General features: G+C 69.6%; 12 protein-coding genes and 1 pseudogene. All 13 read right to left on the bottom strand.

The window, feature by feature from the left end:
- Positions 1 to 27 precede the first annotated feature (27 nt).
- Positions 28 to 918, bottom strand: coding sequence for an ESX secretion-associated protein EspG (locus A5688_RS03565; protein WP_067914931.1), 891 nt, complete (start codon positions 916 to 918; stop codon positions 28 to 30).
- Between the two features lie 20 nt (positions 919 to 938).
- Positions 939 to 1229 carry a WXG100 family type VII secretion target gene (locus tag A5688_RS03560; RefSeq protein ID WP_007768835.1) on the bottom strand — a complete coding sequence of 97 codons (291 nt, stop codon included), beginning with the start codon at positions 1227 to 1229 and terminating at the stop codon, positions 939 to 941.
- Between the two features lie 32 nt (positions 1230 to 1261).
- Positions 1262 to 1555, bottom strand: coding sequence for a type VII secretion system protein EsxG (esxG, locus tag A5688_RS03555; RefSeq protein ID WP_007768837.1), 294 nt, complete (start codon positions 1553 to 1555; stop codon positions 1262 to 1264).
- Positions 1556 to 1618: 63 nt separating this feature from the next.
- A complete protein-coding gene (locus A5688_RS03550) occupies positions 1619 to 3082 on the bottom strand; it encodes a PPE family protein (RefSeq protein WP_067914977.1) in 1464 nt (487 codons plus the stop codon).
- Between the two features lie 29 nt (positions 3083 to 3111).
- Positions 3112 to 3420, bottom strand: a complete 309-nt coding sequence (locus A5688_RS03545) for a PE family protein (protein ID WP_064953654.1) — start codon at positions 3418 to 3420, stop codon at positions 3112 to 3114.
- A 43-nt stretch (positions 3421 to 3463) separates the two neighbouring features.
- Positions 3464 to 7459, bottom strand: coding sequence for a type VII secretion protein EccCa (gene eccCa, locus A5688_RS03540; RefSeq protein ID WP_067837390.1), 3996 nt, complete (start codon positions 7457 to 7459; stop codon positions 3464 to 3466).
- A complete protein-coding gene (gene eccB / locus A5688_RS03535) occupies positions 7456 to 9069 on the bottom strand; it encodes a type VII secretion protein EccB (protein WP_067837393.1) in 1614 nt (537 codons plus the stop codon). Before eccB ends, eccCa begins: the two co-directional genes overlap by 4 nt.
- A complete protein-coding gene (eccA3, locus tag A5688_RS03530) occupies positions 9066 to 10919 on the bottom strand; it encodes a type VII secretion system ESX-3 AAA family ATPase EccA3 (protein WP_067914929.1) in 1854 nt (617 codons plus the stop codon). Before eccA3 ends, eccB begins: the two co-directional genes overlap by 4 nt.
- Positions 10920 to 11342: 423 nt before the next feature.
- Positions 11343 to 12797 carry a PPE family protein gene (locus A5688_RS03525; protein WP_067914928.1) on the bottom strand — a complete coding sequence of 485 codons (1455 nt, stop codon included), beginning with the start codon at positions 12795 to 12797 and terminating at the stop codon, positions 11343 to 11345.
- A gap of 176 nt (positions 12798 to 12973) precedes the next feature.
- Positions 12974 to 13879 (bottom strand): class I SAM-dependent methyltransferase, encoded by a 906-nt coding sequence (locus A5688_RS03520; protein ID WP_067914975.1) that lies wholly within the window; start codon positions 13877 to 13879, stop codon positions 12974 to 12976.
- A 151-nt stretch (positions 13880 to 14030) separates the two neighbouring features.
- Positions 14031 to 14768 carry a TIGR03943 family putative permease subunit gene (locus A5688_RS03515; RefSeq protein ID WP_067914926.1) on the bottom strand — a complete coding sequence of 246 codons (738 nt, stop codon included), beginning with the start codon at positions 14766 to 14768 and terminating at the stop codon, positions 14031 to 14033.
- Complete coding sequence (locus tag A5688_RS03510) at positions 14768 to 15718, bottom strand: permease (protein ID WP_431602705.1); 951 nt, start codon at positions 15716 to 15718, stop codon at positions 14768 to 14770. Before A5688_RS03510 ends, A5688_RS03515 begins: the two co-directional genes overlap by 1 nt.
- A gap of 108 nt (positions 15719 to 15826) precedes the next feature.
- Positions 15827 to 16402, bottom strand: a pseudogene (locus tag A5688_RS03505) (hypothetical protein); the annotation flags it as partial.

Here is a 16402-nt window from a genome sequence, read left to right as displayed (position 1 = left end):
TGGAACATCGTGCTCTCTTCTCTTCTTCTATGAGTGTTGGACGGAAAAATCTCGGGCCAGCCGGTGTTCGGAGAACCATCCGGCGTCGGGCAGTAGGGCGGTCAGTTGTTCAATCGCGACCGCGATCGCGAAGGGTGTTCCGGGCGCGAAGGTCGACACCCACTCGCCGTCGAACGCGCGAGACGGACTGACCAGCACCCGCCCCTCGCGTGCGTCGACAATGCTCATCCCCACCTCGGTGGTGGAATGCCGGCCGTCGCGGTGGCAGCCGGCGACGACCTCGACGTAACTGCGCGGTCCGTTGAACACCGATTCCACCACCCCCCGTGCCGATTGCGGAATACCTAGGTAGTCAAGGACTTCGGCCAGCGGAGCACCCGAACGCAGTCGTTCGTCGGCCCTGGCGCCGACTCGCATCGGCATGGCGAACTCGTCGAACCGGGCGGGCGGGCGCTGCGCGAGGCCGACCGTGAGCACCGGAACCAGCGCACGCGGATCGTCGATGTCCATGGCCGTGAACGTGATCAGCTGCGCGCTGCGCAGCGCCACCACCGTGAGCGACGGTTTGCCGGCCACCCCGGTGCGCTGCGCGACGACGCCGCGCAGCAGCTCCGCACCACCGCCGGCCGCACCGGCGTCCCGGGCCGGGCCGACGTACCGCAAGTCCAGCCACCGCTCGGGAAAACACACCACTTTGATCCACTCGGCGACCGCGGGGTTGACGAGTCCGCCTTCCGAGACCAGACCCAGGTCGGTGAGCTCGGCCCGCTGACGGTCGAGGAACGCGTTGCGTTCCGCGGCATCACGATACGGCGAGGTGATCGCCAGCACCCAGGGAAAGCTGCCCGCCCCAACCGTTTCCGCGACGAACCAAGCGTGATCGACCGTCAGCTCGACGGCGTTGGGCGCTTGCTCCATCAGGGTCGTTCAGTCACGAACTAACCGCCCCACTTGGCGGCCTCGGCCTGGTCGCGCGCCAGCATGGACATGGTGTTCGCCTCGTGGGTGCTGGCCATCGACTGGTAGGCGCGCACCAGGCTTTCCATCGCCTGGTTCCACTGGGCCTGCCACACCTGGTAGGTCATACCGGTGTCACCCTGCCAGGCGTTGGACAGCGTGGCCTGCTCGCTGGCGATATCGGAACCGAGCCCCTGCATGGTGCCGGCGTAGCCGGACATGTCGGCGGCGTGACTCAGCATCGCCGGGTAGTTGTACATGATCTGCGACATGACAAGTCCTTTCGCGGTTGCTAGCGGTGGGATCAGAACGCCGTGTAGCCGGATGCGGCGGCGGCGTCCGCGGCCACGTAGGTCCCGGCGGCGTCCCCGAGGTTGGCCTGGGCGATGTCCAGCAGGGTGTTCACCCGCGCGGCGACCTCGACGAACCGAGCATGCGCGGCCTGGAAGGCGGCCGATGACTCGCCCTGGTGGAATGCCTGCGCCGACATCGCCTCCTGCTCGGCCTGGCTGATCGTGCTGCGCATCAACGCCGCCTTGGCACTGAATGCCGACTGCGCCGCCACCAACTGCGGAATGTGAGCGTCCAACATACTCATGTTGATTCCTTTCTGTTGTGTCCGTTGGGGTTTCGGTAATTCACCTGCATCTGGCTGACCGCCTCACCCCCGTTTCCCCGGCTCGGCCGGGCCCGCTCCGTTACTGGCTTCGTGCTCCCAGGTGCCGGGCACCATCGGCATGCGCGGGCCGCCGCCGAAGTCGTCGTCGGCCAGCTTGGTCAATCCGGCCGCCTGAAACGCCTTGTGTCGCTGCGTGGTTCCGGCGAACCCCAGCGGCCCGGCCCCCTGGGCGGACGCGACGGCCGCGGCCAGCTCCTCCTCGTCGCCGAAGTCCGGTGGGACGCCGAAATCGGAGTCCATGTCGGCGAATTCATCGGCGTGGTCGCGCAGTGTGCCGCGGCGCCGGCGCCGCGCCCGGGACTCGGCCCGGCTCGCCGCCACGGCACCGGCCGCCGGGATGGTCGCCGCCGGAGCCTTGGCCCCGCCGCGACCACCGACGGTGGGGCCGACCCCGGCGTCCGGGTCGCCACCCACGGCCACCAGATAGGCGAAGTTGCTCGCCGCCGCGGCCGGAGCCGGCGCGGCGGGCGCACCGGAACCGGTGGCAACCGTGCCGGCCGGCGCGCTCGCCGGCGTCGCCACCGTCGGGGCCAGCGCGACCGCCGGAAGCATGGACGGCTTGTTCGACGTCAGCACGGGGGCCACGGCGGCGGGGGCGGCGTCCGGCGCGACCTCGACGGGCGTGGTGAGCAAGGAGCTCAGCCCGATGCCGAGCAGGATCGGTATCAAAAACGGTGCGGTCAGGATCGCGCCCCACGTCGGCCAGCCGACGGCGTTGAAAAACACTTGGTAGGCAACGAAGAACAGCAGCGGTCCGTTGGCCGCCAGAAACGCAGGCAGATTCGAGAAGAAGTTCTGCAGCATCTGCTGGATGTTCTGGAAGAAGTCCTGCAGGAACTTGGACAGCTGCTGGATGAAGTTCTGCCACCAATCCCCGGGACTGTTCTGCGTGCCGTTGGCCGCCAGGCTATTGGTTTGGCCGCCGGGGTTGACGATGGACGGCGCCGCCGTCGTGCGCGGCGCGGCGGCAAGGGCAGATCCCGACACGACCTGGTAGGTCCCCATGGTGGTGGCCGCCTGGACCCACATCCGCGCATAGTCGGCCTCGTTGACCGCGATGGGAATGGTGTTGACGCCAAAGAAATTCGTCGCCACCAGCACGCCGTGCACGGTGTGGTTGGCGGCCAGTTCCGGCAGCGTCGGCATGGCCGCCAACGCGGCGGTGTACGCCGTCGCCGCGACCTCCTGCTGCGCGGCGGCACCCGCGCTGTCCACACTGGCCTGCTGCAACCATGCCAGGTACGGCAGGTGGGCCGCCACGTACTGCTCGGCGCTCGGCCCCTCCCAGGCCCCGGCCTGGGCCTGGGCCAACAGCCCACTGAGTTCGGCTGCCGCCGAGGCGTATTGGGCGCTCAGCGAGCTCCACGCGCCGGCGGCCGCCAACAGCGGCCCCGGCCCGGGTCCGGCGCTGAGCAACGCCGAATGCACCTCGGGCGGCGAAGCCATCCAGATGGGGCCGAAGGGGGATGTCACGGTCAGGCGCCCGCGATTCCGAATGTCGCGGCGGCCGCGGTGTCACCCGCGAGATAGCTTGCGCCGGCCTCGCCGACGCCGACGCCGGCACGGCCGAGCTCCTCGACACCCTGGGCCGCCACGGCGGAGTGCTCCTGGCCCTGGGCGCTGAATCCGACTGCGGTTTGGAGCGATACCGGATCGACCGCCGGCGGCACCACCGCCGTGATCGCCGGAGCCGCCGCCGCATGCGCGGCCGCCAGCCGTGCCGTCAGGGCCTCCACCGCGGCGCTGGTCGCGGCCAGACCTTCGGGAACCACTCGCAAGGTCATGGTTACTCCTTTCCTGGTCCTTCTCTTCGGACTTGCATCAACTTCAGTGGGCGAAACCCTCGTTGGCGCCCTCTATCACGGACTCCCCGACCAACGGGTTGACCAACTGCACGTACGTTCCAGCGTCGCTGTCGCCCAACAGGATCGCCCGTCCGGCAGGCAACCGGCCGAACCGCTGACCGCGGATCTTCCCGCTGTCCTGCGGATTGCCCGCCAGCATCAACGTGGTCGCCTGCAAGTCGTTGAACCGGCGCAGCAGCGGGTTGGTCATCAACGCGTGCCCCGACCCGGTGGCGCGTGCGGTGACGATCACCCGCAGCCCCAGATCGGCCGCCTGCGAGAGCAATCCGATCAAGGGAGACCACGGCCGCTGCCCGACGTAGGGGCCGCTCATCGCCGGCGAATCCGGTATCTGGTCGACGTCGTCGATGATCAGGTAGTGGGTGTGGCCCGCATACCGCCAGTGGGCCAGCTCCCCGGGTGACAGGCCGGCCGGTGGACGGCGCGATTCGATCAGGTTGGCCAGCCCCAGCATCGCCGGGATGATGCGGTCGATGTTGGCGGTGTACTCGTTGTCGGCGAACAACGGCTCATCGACGAGGTGCAGCCGCCGATCCAGCACCGTGAAGGCCACCTGATCGGGGGTGGAGTGCTCGCGCACCGTGCGAATGAGGTGGCGCAGCAGGGTGGTCTTCCCGGACTTGCTGTCGCCGAACACCATCAGCAGCGGATTCTCGGCGAAGTTGACCACCACCGGCGCGAGATCTTCCTCGCGCTGGCCGATGACGACCCGCTCCGGCCCGCGATACAGCGACCCGACCGACTCCGGCGCCAAGTTGGTCGGCAACAGCCGTACCGGCGGTGCGGTGACGCCCGGGTAGCGCGCATTGAGCGCGGCGACCTGGTCCAGCTCGGGGGCCGCGAACAGGAAATGCTCGGCGGCCATGGTCAATCCACGGCCGGGCTGCTCGTGCGGCACCGCCTCGGCGGGCCGACGCAAGGCGCCGACCACCCGCACGTTGCTGTCCCGCGGATCGTGCAGCTTGAGCTCGAGCCGCAGTCCGAGGCCGTCGCGCATGGCCAGCGGAACCTCGAGCCAACTCGGGGTGGTGATGACGACGTGGATGCCGTAAGCGAGACCGATGTTGACCAGTTCGCTGACCCTGGCCAGCAACGGGTTTCGGGTGTTGAACTGGTCGGTGTTGTCCCGGCCGAACGCGTAGAGGTTGTCGATGACCAGGAACACCTCGCCGAACCCGTCGTCGGGGGCCGCACCGCGGGAGTCCCGGAACGCCTCTCGCCGCTGCCGCGACAGCAGCAGCTGTTCGAGTTCCCCGAAGGTGCGCCGGATGCGTTCGGGCTCCAGTGCCGAGGCCACGCTGCCGACGTGCGCCAGGTCTTCGAGCGCCCGCAGCTTGCCGCCGCCGTAGTCCAGGCAGTAGAAGGTGACCTCGCGCGGCGAATGCAGGTTGGCCGCGGACAGGATGAACGTCTGCAGCGCGGTCGATTTGCCCGACTTCGGCCCGCCGTGGATCACCATGTTCCCGGCCGAGGAGGCGGCGTCGAAGACCAGCGGGTCGCGGCGCATCTCGAACGGCTTGTCGATCTCGCCGAGTGGCCACTGCCACTGCCGGGGCGGCACGCCGGCGCGGGCCAGCATGGCGGTCAACGGGATCGGCTCGTCCAGCGGCGGCAGCCACAGCTGCGGCGCCCGCGGACCGTAGCCCGCCAGCTGCTCGCCGATCGTGGCGATCAGCTTGCGCGGCGGCCCGGTCAGTTCGTCTTCCTCGGGGGCGGTGATCACGGTGTCCTGATCCGGCTCGACCCGCCCGGCCGTGAACAGCTTCGGCTCCGGAATGGACGGCACCACAAAGGATTTAGCCTTCTTCGGCGGGTCGTAGATACCGTCGACGTAGGTGCTGCGGAACTTGATCGGGGTCGCGCCGGGGGCGGGCACCAAGAAGCCCACGCCCTTGTGCTCCTTGCCGGATTCGATGTGGTAGGCATCCTCCACGCCGATGATCTGGCGGGAAACGCTGGGGCTGGCCACCTTTAGACCGATGCGGTAGGAGGTGTTCTTGTCGATGTCCTTGATCTTGCCGACATCCAGCGTCTGCGACGCGAACAGGATGTGGATGCGGAACGAGCGGCCCTTACGCGCAACGTAATCGAACAGCTCCGCGTACTCCGGGTGGTCGGCGAGCATCAGGGTGAATTCGTCGGCGACCACGAACAGCGTCGGGATCGGCGGCAGGTCAGTGGTACCGGCGGCCCCGGATTGGCAAGCGGCCTCGTACTCCACCACCGAGTTGAACGCGCTGCCCTGGACCTGGCGGCCCGCTTCGCGCAGCAGCGTCTCGCGGCGAGCCACCTCGCCGCGCAGCGTGTCGGCGAACCGGTCGGCCAGCGACTTCTTCTCGGCCATGTTGGAGATGACGGCGACCACTTGCGGGAAGTTGCGGAAGCTGTCGGCGCCGGCCTCACCCTTGAAGTCGGCGTAGATGACGATCAACCGATCCGCCGAGTGAGTCGTCAACAGCGACAACAGGATCGACATCAGGGTCTGGGACTTGCCCGAACCCGTCATACCGATCATCAGCCCGTGTGGGCCCATGCCGCCCTCGGCTTCGTCCTTGAGGTCGAACATCAACGGCTCGCCGGTGGCGGTGACCCCGATCGGTACGCGCAACTCGTCCTCGCGTCGGCGCGGCGCCCACAGTGTGGGCACGTCCAGCGCGGAGGCATCCGGGATACCCAGCATGGTGGTGAACGTGGCACCGCGGGTGGCCGCCGACCGCAGCCCGGTGTGGGTCGGGTTGGAGTCCCAGCGCGACAGCTGGCGCGCCAGGTGCGCGGCCTCGTCGGCGCCCAACTGGTCGGCGTTGTCGATGTAGGGCTGCCAGCCGCCGGTCTGCCAGCGCACCAGGGCCCTCGCTCGGCTGCCCTCGCCGATGACGCGCAGGATCGGCTTTTCCGGGTCCGAATACTGTTCACGGTTCGGTGCGGTGGCGCTGCGCTGCACGACGGTGACGCCCGCCCGGCCCAGCGCCAGCGTCGACGCGTTCAGGTCGTAGTCGGGGTCGTCGATGACGATCAACAGGTGCCGGAGCGCGTCGGCAGGCTCGCCGGTGAACGCCGGGCGGTCGACGAGGGCCGGACCCAGGCTCGCCACCAGGTCGTCGGCATTGGTCGCCATGAACCGGGCCGGGCCGACCCCGTCGAGCTCACCGGGAATGTCGATGTGCGGCAACCACTTCAGCCAGGACCAGTCCGGGCTCTCCAGGTTCGGGGTGACCAGCGCGATCCCGAGGACGGTCGGGTCGTGCCAGGTCACCGCCTGAGCGATCCAGGCGCGCAGCGCCGCCCGCGCCTCGTCTTCGGCGCCCAGCACGGTGATTCGGGAGACCTTGGCCAGGTCGATTCCGGTCGGCACGTCGCGCACCGTGCGATGGGTATCGAGCAGGCTGCGTAACGCGCTGTGCGACACCGGCTCCAGGTCGATCTCGTCCGCGGTGTCGTTGACCCGCAGGGCGGTCGCCAGTGGCACGTGGTGGCGGCCGGCCCGCAGCACCAGGAAGTCGGGATCGTGCGGATCACGCTCCCACTGCCGGCGGGAGCCCGGCACCGTCGCCAGTGCGCTGGGCTCCGGGTGGGACCACTGCGCCGCCGCGCGCTGCGCGCCGGCCTGGGTGCGGATGTTGTCCCGGACCACCGACAGGTAGCGCAGGTAGTCGGCGCGTTCGGCGTCGACCTCCTCGGTGCGGGTCTTGTTGTCGTTGCCGCGATACATCGCCGTCGCGGCGAGCAACAGCACGAACGGGAAGAACAGCGTCTGCGGAGAGATCAGCCGCATCCCGGTGGCGAACAGCGCGACGATCATGCCGACGATCAGGATCACCAGCACGTAGGGCATCGCCCGGCGCAGAAAAGACGGCGGAATCACCCGGGGCAGCTCGGGCGGCGCCTCGATGGCGATGGTGCCCTTGCGGGTGACCGGCGGCGCCAGCCGTCGGCGCGCTTCGAAGATCAGTCGGCTCATCGGGGGGCTCCCTCGGCAGATGCCACACGGCCCGGCTTCTGGTCGGGCGTCAGCCCGTCATGTGCCAGCAGCGCGTCGGCGCGCGATAGCGTCGGTCCATTGGCGAACAGCGACAGCACCGACCACGGAACGGGGACCGGGGGCCCGCTGAGGCCAAGGGCCTCAACCGTTTTCCCGTGCCCGGCGGCCGAGTGCTCGGCCTCGTTGTCGATGCCGTAGCGGACACCGGTGTCCGAGACCCAGAACAACGACCCGGTGCCCGGCGAGTCCGGGCCGCCGCCGACGGTCTGAGTGAAGTAGCCGGTGCCCGGCGCCAGCGCGACGCGGGTGGCGGTGGTCGCGGCGCCGCCGCCCACCAGATCGACGGTGCGGATCGACTCCGCGACCGGCAGCGCCGACCCGGACATCAGGTTCAGCGAGCTGGTCGCGGCCCCGGCCGGCTTACTCCAGTAGGCGCAGGTGACGGGGGACCTGCCCGCGTCGACCACGCTCACCTGCTGATCCGGGTACCGCGCGGTGTCCAGCATCCGCGACACCGGCAGTTTGGCCACCGCGTCGGCGCCCAGCCGCGGCGGTTGGTCCAGCCCATAGGAATTGGTGTTGCGCAGGATCGCGGCGAGCACCGGCGAGATCTGCTGAAGGCCGTCGGGCAGCACCGCGTAGTAGCGCGGCGCACCCGAGGAACTCTGATCCAGGGCGTAGGAGACCACCACCGCCCCGATCGGTGCCGGCACGCTGAACGGCGCCGGGGCGCCGGCGTTCGGGATGGCGGGCGCCGTCAGCGACGGCCCCTCCGGTATCGCGTTGAACAAGCCCAGCGCGATGGGCCGGGGCGCGGGAACCTCGGCGTTGTTCTGCCCCAAGCCAAGTGCGTTCGTGATTGCGTGGTCGGTCAGGTTGATCTGCGAGCGCCTGCCGTCCCACAGCAGCCAGGTGCTGCCGTCCCGGTCGGCGAGGATCGCCTGCCGCGACTGCAGCGTCACGGCGCGCGCACCGCTGCTGTCCGGCCGGCCCGCGATCACCGTGACGCCGGTGCTGTGCGCGGCATGCCCGCCTTGGGCCGGCTCACTGACGGCGTCGCACACCGTCCAGTTCGCGTCGTGCGAGGGATTCTGCACCATGCGCTCCGGGGCGCCGGGGATCCCGATCAGGTTGCCGCGCGGAAACCGGTCCAGCTCACCGCTTTTCACCATGGTGGGATCGACCGCATGGCCGGTGATCAGCCGGGCAGACGTCAGGTTGAGCACCGGATGCAGGTCGTCGCCGACTCGGACATACAGTGCCGCGGTCGACCGGTCGGCCAGTACGGCGTTGGTACCCACCGTCCCGCTGGGCCGGATCAGGGAGAACACGAAGCAGCCCGCCAGTCCGGTTACCAGGAGGACCGCGCCCATCGCCACCGCGCGCGACTGCGTGCGCAGCGGGTCGACGAGCATTCTGGTGTCGTGCAAGGCGATACCGGAGGCGATCCGGCGCATCACGAACCGCCAGCCGGTGACCTGGTGCCGGGTGACGAAACCGCGGCGGTACTCGACCTGGTCGGGGTTGTCGTTGACCGGCGTGCGGGATGCGAATGAACGGCGTTCGTCGGCCTCGTTATTGGAGCTCATGCCGGCACCGACAGGCCAAGGCCGCGCAGCAGCGGCTCTACCGAGCGTTCGACGTCGTCGTCGGTGATCGTCATCAGCTCCTCGTCACTGAACTCGCCGGTTCCCGCGTGTTCCGAATGATCGAGCCGGAACTCGCGTTCTTCCTCGGAGCGTTCGACGATGTTCCGGACGAACCGCCCGTTACCGGCGATGTCCAGGTTGCGCCGCGAGATTCCGTTGGCATCCGGTGTCGCCTCGGTAGCCAACTTCGTGAACAGCGCCTCCATGTGTTGCAGCGCAGCCTGTTCGAAGATGCTGTCGCGCTGCTCGGCCATCGTGTTCGCGATCTCGACCAGCTCCGACGGTGCGTAGGACGGAAAGTCGATGTTGCGGGTGAACCGAGAACGCAAGCCCTCGTTGGTATCCAGGAACTTGTCCAGGTCGGCTCGGTATCCGGCGATGATGACCACCAGGCGGTCGCGGTCGTTCTCCATCCGCGCCAGCAGGGTGTCGATGGCCACCAGTCCGAAGTCGTTCTTGGCGCCGGTGGCCACCAGCGCGTACGCCTCGTCGAGGAACAACACGCCGTCCAGTGCGCTGTCGATGATCGCGTTGGTCTTGGCCTCGGTCTCGCCGATGTGCTGGCCGATGAGGTCGGCGCGGTGGACCTCTCGAATGTTCTCCCGCTTCAAAAGCCCCAAGCCGCAATAGATTTTGGCGACCACGCGGGCGATGGTGGTCTTACCGGTTCCGGGCGGACCGGCGAAGACCAGGTGGTGGGCGCGTTGCGCCACCGCGAGGCCACGCTGCTTGCGAACCAGTTCCATGGCGACCGAACTCTTCAGCCGCGACACCTGGTTCTTGACCTCATCGAGTCCGATGAATTCGGCCAGCTGACGCTCGGCCTCGTGCAGCAGCACGGCCTTGCGTTCGTGTGCAGCCGGGTCGACGAAATCCTCTGCGCTGGGCTCAGTTTCGACATCCCAGGGATCGGTGCGGGCCTCGATGCGGGCCGCCGTGGTGGTCACGATGCCGAAACTGGTGTCGGTCAGGGCCTGTTCGACCTGGTCGTTCTCGGGATGAGCGGCGTACAGATCCTGCAGCACTTCGCTCGCCGAGTCCTCGTCCACGTGCGCGCGCAGCACCAGCGCCTTGGCCAGCGCGCCGTCGACGGCGGCCACCGCGACGGGACCGTCGGGCTCCTCCAGATACGACAGCGAGGGGGCGAACATGCCCAGCCGGGCCAGGGCGGTGCCCAGGGCGATTTTGGCAGCGTGCGAGAACGCCTCGTCGAGGTCCGCGTCGTTGACGATCGGGGTCAGCAGCTTGACGACGTCCGACCAGCGCTCGGCGCGGTAGTTGATGACGACGGACACCCAGCGGGCCTCGCGCCAGTTCGGGCGGCCGGCGGTCAGCTGGGCGACGATCTGGTCGGCGTCAGCAAATCGCCCGGCCGTTGCCAGCGCCGCCGCGTAGGCGAGGTGGAAGTCGTCGGGCGTCGCGGCGCGAAACTGTAGATACAGTCCCGTGTCGTAGCGGAAGCCCAACGAGCCGGGCGCCAGATCGACCTGGCGCTGCAGCGTGCCCGCCGTCGCCGCGGTGCGCGACACCGACTCGAGCACCCGCAGCGACACGTCGCCGGCCGCCGCCAGACCCGTCCACGCGTCGCACTGGTCGTGGGCGATGCGGGTCAGCGCGGTGAAACCGGAGCGAGCGGCGGTCAGATCGGCGGGACGCTGACGTTGGTAGACGACGACGCCCAGAGCGCGGCAGCAGGTGGCGAACCGGCTGACGACGTCTTCGTCAACCCGTGCGTCCACGCCTGAATTGACGGGCTGAACTGTGAGCATGCCGGTGTCACCGAATTCCACGGCCGCGTCTTTTCATGAATGTAGTCTCCCCTAACTTAACCCGCCTGAAGTTAGCATTGCATAAGCTAACTGTCGAGACGTTTGGGCCTGTCCGGCTCACCACTGCGCTGCCCCTCTTTTACCGCTGTTGAGGACATTTCCGGTAGCTTTTTCCCGCATTTTCGGCATACTCACAGCCTCATGTCGGGCGACCTCACAGCAAGGCTTTACCTTAATGAAAATCATTTTCATTATCAACTCGACCGGCACGGTCCGCGCCCGTCCCCCGCGGCCGAGCGGATCAGGGACGACACCGTCCACACCGGCCGGGTCATAGCGACGACTCCTTGACGATCGGGGTGGGCTCGACGACCGCGACGACCGGGAACCGGTGCAACGATCACGCAGCCAATAGTCGGGCGGCGGGACGGAAAAGTTCCGCCACTATTCGCTCTCCCAGCTGCCCGGCAACATCGGTACCGACGGCCCGTTGCCGAATTGGTCACCGGTCAGCGTGGTCAGCCCCGCCGCCTCGGCGGTCTGCGCGGGCGCCGTTCCGGCAAAGCCCAGTGAGCCGGCGCCGCGCTCCGATGCCCACGACGAGTCCCCATCGGTTGCGGGCTCGGCGCCCGGTTCCAGATCGATGAACTCGTAGCCGCGGTAGTGGTCTGGCATCGCCGCCCGACGTTGCCGCCGCGCCCGCTGTCTTTCGGACACCGAGGCCGCGGTCGGAGCGGCGGCCCTGGCGGGAGCAAGCTCGGACGCGGTGCGCCGCACGCCGCTGCCCATCCCGGAGCCGGTGCCGATGCCGGGGCCGCCGACCAGGTAGGGAAAGGCGGCGCCTTCGACGCCCGCGGGCGGCGGCGGGGCCCCGGCCGCGGGCGCCGATGCTGACGCGGGCACCGGTGCGGTGGTCGCGGTGGAAGCCGGTGCCGGGGCGGTAGCGGCGCCCATCGTCGGGCTGCCGGCCACCGCCGGCATGCTCGGCACCTGGGGTGGTGGCGCGGCGGCCACGGCCGGGGCGGGCACCGGTTGGGGCTGGATCGCGGCCAGCGCGGTCAGGGCCGCGAACCCCCCGCCGGCTCCGGCCGTCGCGGCGAACGTCAACGCCAGCAGCTGCGGGGCGAACGCCTGGAGGGCCTCCCCGAGGTGAGTGAACTCGTCTGCAATGAGCAACGGCACGTCGGTAAACAAATCCGATATCGCGTCTGCCGGGTCCGTCTGAAATTCCGCCAGGTCTCGCCCGATGGTTTGAAAGATCTCCGTGAACCGGTTGATCCACCAGCTCAGCTGGTAGGGGTTGCCGCCGTCGTTGTCGACGATGCCGGTGTCGTCGCTGTCCCCGCTGTCGGAGCTGGTGGAGGTCACGATCTGCGGTGCCGGATCGGTCTGCGGCGCCGCGGCCACCGCCGCGCCGGCGACCGCCTGGTAGGTGGACATGGTGGTGGCCGCCTGAACCCACATCCGCGAATAGTCGGCCTCGTTGACCGCGATGGGGATGGTGTTGACCCCGAAGAAGTTCGTCGCCATCAGTGCCGCGTGCGTGGCGTGGTTGCCGGCCAGCTCCGGGAGCGTCGGCATCGCGGCCAACGCCGTGGTGTAGGCGGTGGCCGCGGTCTCCTGCTGGGCGGCCGTCGCGGCGCTGTTGGCGCTGGCCCGCTCCAGCCACGCCAGGTAGGGCAGGTGCGCGGCGACGTACCGCTCGGCGCTGGGCCCCTGCCACGCCCCGGCCTGCGCCGCCGCCAACGTCGCGCTGAGCTCGTCGGCGGCCGACGCATAGGTCTCGCTCAACGAGCTCCACGATGCGGCCGAGGCCAACAGGCCGGCCGGTCCTGGTCCGCTGCTCAGCAGCGTGGAGTGGACCTCCGGGGCCAATGCCATCCAGATCGGCGCGGTCATGCCAGAGACTCCTCGCCGGGCTATGTCGGCAACCGCCGGGCTGTCGGCGGCGCTAGGGTCAGCCCGGTAGTAGTCGGGCGGCGGCGCGAAGAAGTTCCGGCGGGCGCCAAATTCAGGGAGAACTCATCGAAACCGGGCCGCGGCCAGCGGCCGTGGCCGGCTTTTGGCTCGGCGCCTCAGGCTCGGACGGCGCTCACCAGGGTGTTGCGCGCGATCATCGGGCCGGCCTCGGTCTCCGGTCCGGGTAGCGGGCGGCCGACCTCGCGCAGGTAGTCGGCCAGCGGGGTCCCGACCGCCTTCCAGCCGCGCTTGCCGAACCACTCGGTGGCGGGCGCGCACTGCTCGTTGTAGACCAGCTGGAAGAACACCCGCCCGTCGCCCTGCGCGGTGGCCGCGCGCTCTTCGGCCACGGCGGCCTCGTAGTCCTCGGGCTTCATCGGGGCGCCGTCCTCGACGGCGACGTGGCTGCCTTGCGCGGCCAGCCCGTCGATACCGGTGAACAGCTGCTCCTGGGCGGTCGCCGGGAGATAGATCAACAGGCCCTCGGCGATCCAGGCCGATGGCTTGGCGGGATCAAAGCCGCTGTCGCGCAGGGCCTGCGGCCAGTCTTCGCGCAGATCGACGGCGATCTCACGGCGCTCGGCGCGTGGTTGGGCGCCGGCGGCGGTTAGCACCTCGCGTTTGAACTCGAGCACTTGCGGTTGGTCGAGCTCGAAGATCGTCGTCGCCGCCGGCCAGTCCAACCGGTAGGCGCGCGTGTCCAGGCCCGCCGCCAGGACGACCACCTGCCGCACCCCGGCGTCCGCCGCGCGGCGGAAATATCCGTCGAAGTATCTGGTGCGGGCGCCCTGGAAGTTGACGAAATGCTCGCCGAAGTCGGCGGTCTTCAGCTGGTGGTCGGGGTCCTTGCCGTCGAGGACGTCGGCCCACGACCCGCCGACGGCGCGGCAGAAGACCTCCGCGTATGGATCCACGGCCAGGGGGTCGGGCTTCTGCGCCTCCAATGCCCGCGCTGTCGCCACGAACAACGCGGTCGAACCCACACTCGTGGTGATGTCCCAGGTGTCACCTTCGCTTCGCACCCGATCCACCCTACGCCGCGTCGCCGACATGCCTTTTCCGGTGGCGCGCAACGGCAATGGGTGCGGGCCGGCCCCGGTGTTTGCCACCCGGCGGTGCGCGAACCGGTGCGAGTCACCGGTGGTGGCTCCTCGAGCCGACGCGAGGGAGGGGTCAACGCGGATAGGCGTAGGGGTTGGGCGGGGCGTCGATCCGCGTGACCGCGGTGGCCTGCAGCGTGGGGATCGCCGGCGAATTCGGTTGCCGTGGTGCGGGAGTCACCTGGCCCTGGACGCGAAGCCAGGTGTTGTCCGGCAGGCCGGCCGCACCCCCGGCGGCCGGGCCACGCAGATGGATGCGGGCCAGCTGGGCGTCGGCCGCGCAGCAGATGATGACGACGCGACCGAGGTCGACGCCCTGCGCCTCGTTGAGCACGAACCCGGTGACGGTGATCGTCCGGTTCGTCAACGATCCGGTCGTGTCGTGCGCCTCGCGCATCAGCACCTCCGGCAGCGAGACCTCCGGTGCCGGCCCGGGCGGCAACGGTGAAAACGCCTTGTTCAGAACACTATTGGACGCCGAAGTCACGGACGGGGCGGCGGCCGAGGGCCGCAGCGCCGGTGGCGCCACGAACATCAGCACGAGGACCGCGACCACCAGCAACCAGACGATGCCGGTCCGATGGGAATGCTCGTGACCGTGATCGCCGGCCGCGTCGTTCGGCGGGGGCCCGCCCCGCCGGATATCGCCGACGATCGCCACCAGCGCCAACCCGATGAGCACCGCCGCCGAAACGGCCAGCCACGGCAGCAGGCCGGGCTTGACGTAACGGGTGAACACTCCCGACCCGGTGATCATGGCGATGCTGATGCCCACCAACAGCAACACGGTGTTCTCGGCTTCGCGACTCATTATCGGGCCCCCAGCACGAAAAGCCCGATCGCACAGGCACCCGCCGTGGCCACCACGAAGGTGCACGGCGAAAAGCGCGCGGCGAACGCCCGGCCGAACATGCCCGCCTGCATGGCGAACAGCTTGACATCGACGGCCGGACCGACGACGAGAAACACCAGCCGGGGTAACAGCGGGACCATCGTCATGCTGGCCGCCACGAACGCATCCGCCTCCGAACACAACGCCAGCACCACGGCCAGGGTGGCCATCAGCGTGACCCCGAGCACCGGGTCGGTCGCCAGATGCGCGAACACCCACTGCGGCACCGCCACGTGCAGCAACGCCGCGGCGGCCGCACCGAGCACCAAATACGATGCGGCCTGCAGGAAATCGTGACGGGCCGCCTCGGTGAAGACCACCCAGCGCGGTTCGGTCTGCGTTCCAGCGGCGGGCAGCCGACGGGTGATCCAGTCCGCACGGCCCCACCGCGACCACACCCAGCCCATGACGACCGCGGTCAGCAGCGACGCTCCCATGCGGGCGAAGACCATCCTCGGGGCGCCCGGAAACGCCACCGCCGTGGCCACCAGGACCACCGGGTTGATCGCCGGCGCTGCCAGCATGAAGGTCAACGCCGCGGCTCCCGTCGGCCCGCCGTCGCCGAACAACCGCCGCGCCAACGGGACTGAGCCACATTCGCAACCCGGCAACGCGACCCCGCCCAGGCCGGCCGCCACCACCGCCAACGCCGGCCGGCGCGGCAACCAACGTGCCAGCCGCTGCGGCGACACGAACACCGCGATCAGTCCGCTGACCACCACGCCGAGCACCAGGAACGGAATCGCCTGCACGAAGATCCCGCAGAACACGGTGCCCACCGTCGACAGCGCCGCGCTGTTGTAGACCGCGGTGCGCAAGGTCGTCGCCGCCACGGCGCAGGTCAACAGAATGCCCACCAGCACTTCCATTGACCCCAACCTGCGTCGGGACTTCAGCGTCTCCACCGGGTCATTATTTCAGCGCGCGGCACCCCGCGGCCCGGGACAAGTCGCCGGAGGCGGGCCGAGTCCGCGGCACTAGCCGTCCGGATTTGTGCCGCCCCGGTCCCAGGTGCCCGGCATCATCGGCATCGTTGGACCGCCGCCGAACTCATCGCCGTCCAGCGTGGCCAGGCCCGTCGCCGCAGCCGCCGCTTCTCGGCGCGCGGTGCCGGCGAACCCCAGCGCGCCGGAGCCGGACTCGGACGCGACCGGGTCCCGATCTTGCGGCGAGGCATCCCAGTCCGGGTCGACGTCGACGTTCATATCCATGAACTCGTCGCCGTGCCCTCGCTGAGTCGCGCGCCTGCGGCGGCGTGCCCGAGCCGCTTCCCGCGCGGCGGCGGCCGCCGCGGCCGCGGCGCTATCTGGTTCCGGCGCTTTCCTTTTGGCGCTCGAACTGGCGCTCGAGCCCATCCCGGAACCGGTTCCGATACCCGGCGGACCGACCACATAGGGCGGGAAAAGACCCGGCCCGGGCGCGGCCGGAGCCGGTGGCGCCGGAGCCGCGCCGGCCACTGTGCTCGCCGTGGGGGTGGGCGCGGGCGCCGGGGCCGACGCGGGAGCCGCGGCCGGGGCGGCGGGGCTCGGAGTCATCGCGACGGCCGACAGGGC

The organism is Mycobacterium mantenii, assembly GCF_001667865.1.
GTDB classification, from domain to species: domain Bacteria; phylum Actinomycetota; class Actinomycetes; order Mycobacteriales; family Mycobacteriaceae; genus Mycobacterium; species Mycobacterium mantenii_A.
This window is presented reverse-complemented; position numbering and strand designations above follow the sequence as displayed.

Bases quoted from the DNA above. Each gene is read 5' to 3' on its own strand.
- A5688_RS03565 (WP_067914931.1), bottom strand. From the start codon at position 918: ATGGAGCAAGCGCCCAACGCCGTCGAGCTGACGGTCGATCACGCTTGG.
- A5688_RS03560 (WP_007768835.1), bottom strand. From the start codon at position 1,229: ATGTCGCAGATCATGTACAACTACCCGGCGATGCTGAGTCACGCCGCC.
- A5688_RS03510 (WP_431602705.1), bottom strand. From the start codon at position 15,718: ATGGAAGTGCTGGTGGGCATTCTGTTGACCTGCGCCGTGGCGGCGACG.
- A5688_RS03515 (WP_067914926.1), bottom strand. From the start codon at position 14,768: ATGAGTCGCGAAGCCGAGAACACCGTGTTGCTGTTGGTGGGCATCAGC.
- A5688_RS03525 (WP_067914928.1), bottom strand. From the start codon at position 12,797: ATGACCGCGCCGATCTGGATGGCATTGGCCCCGGAGGTCCACTCCACG.
- A5688_RS03550 (WP_067914977.1), bottom strand. From the start codon at position 3,082: ATGGCTTCGCCGCCCGAGGTGCATTCGGCGTTGCTCAGCGCCGGACCC.
- eccB (WP_067837393.1), bottom strand. From the start codon at position 9,069: ATGAGCTCCAATAACGAGGCCGACGAACGCCGTTCATTCGCATCCCGC.
- A5688_RS03545 (WP_064953654.1), bottom strand. From the start codon at position 3,420: ATGACCTTGCGAGTGGTTCCCGAAGGTCTGGCCGCGACCAGCGCCGCG.
- esxG (WP_007768837.1), bottom strand. From the start codon at position 1,555: ATGAGTATGTTGGACGCTCACATTCCGCAGTTGGTGGCGGCGCAGTCG.
- eccCa (WP_067837390.1), bottom strand. From the start codon at position 7,459: ATGAGCCGACTGATCTTCGAAGCGCGCCGACGGCTGGCGCCGCCGGTC.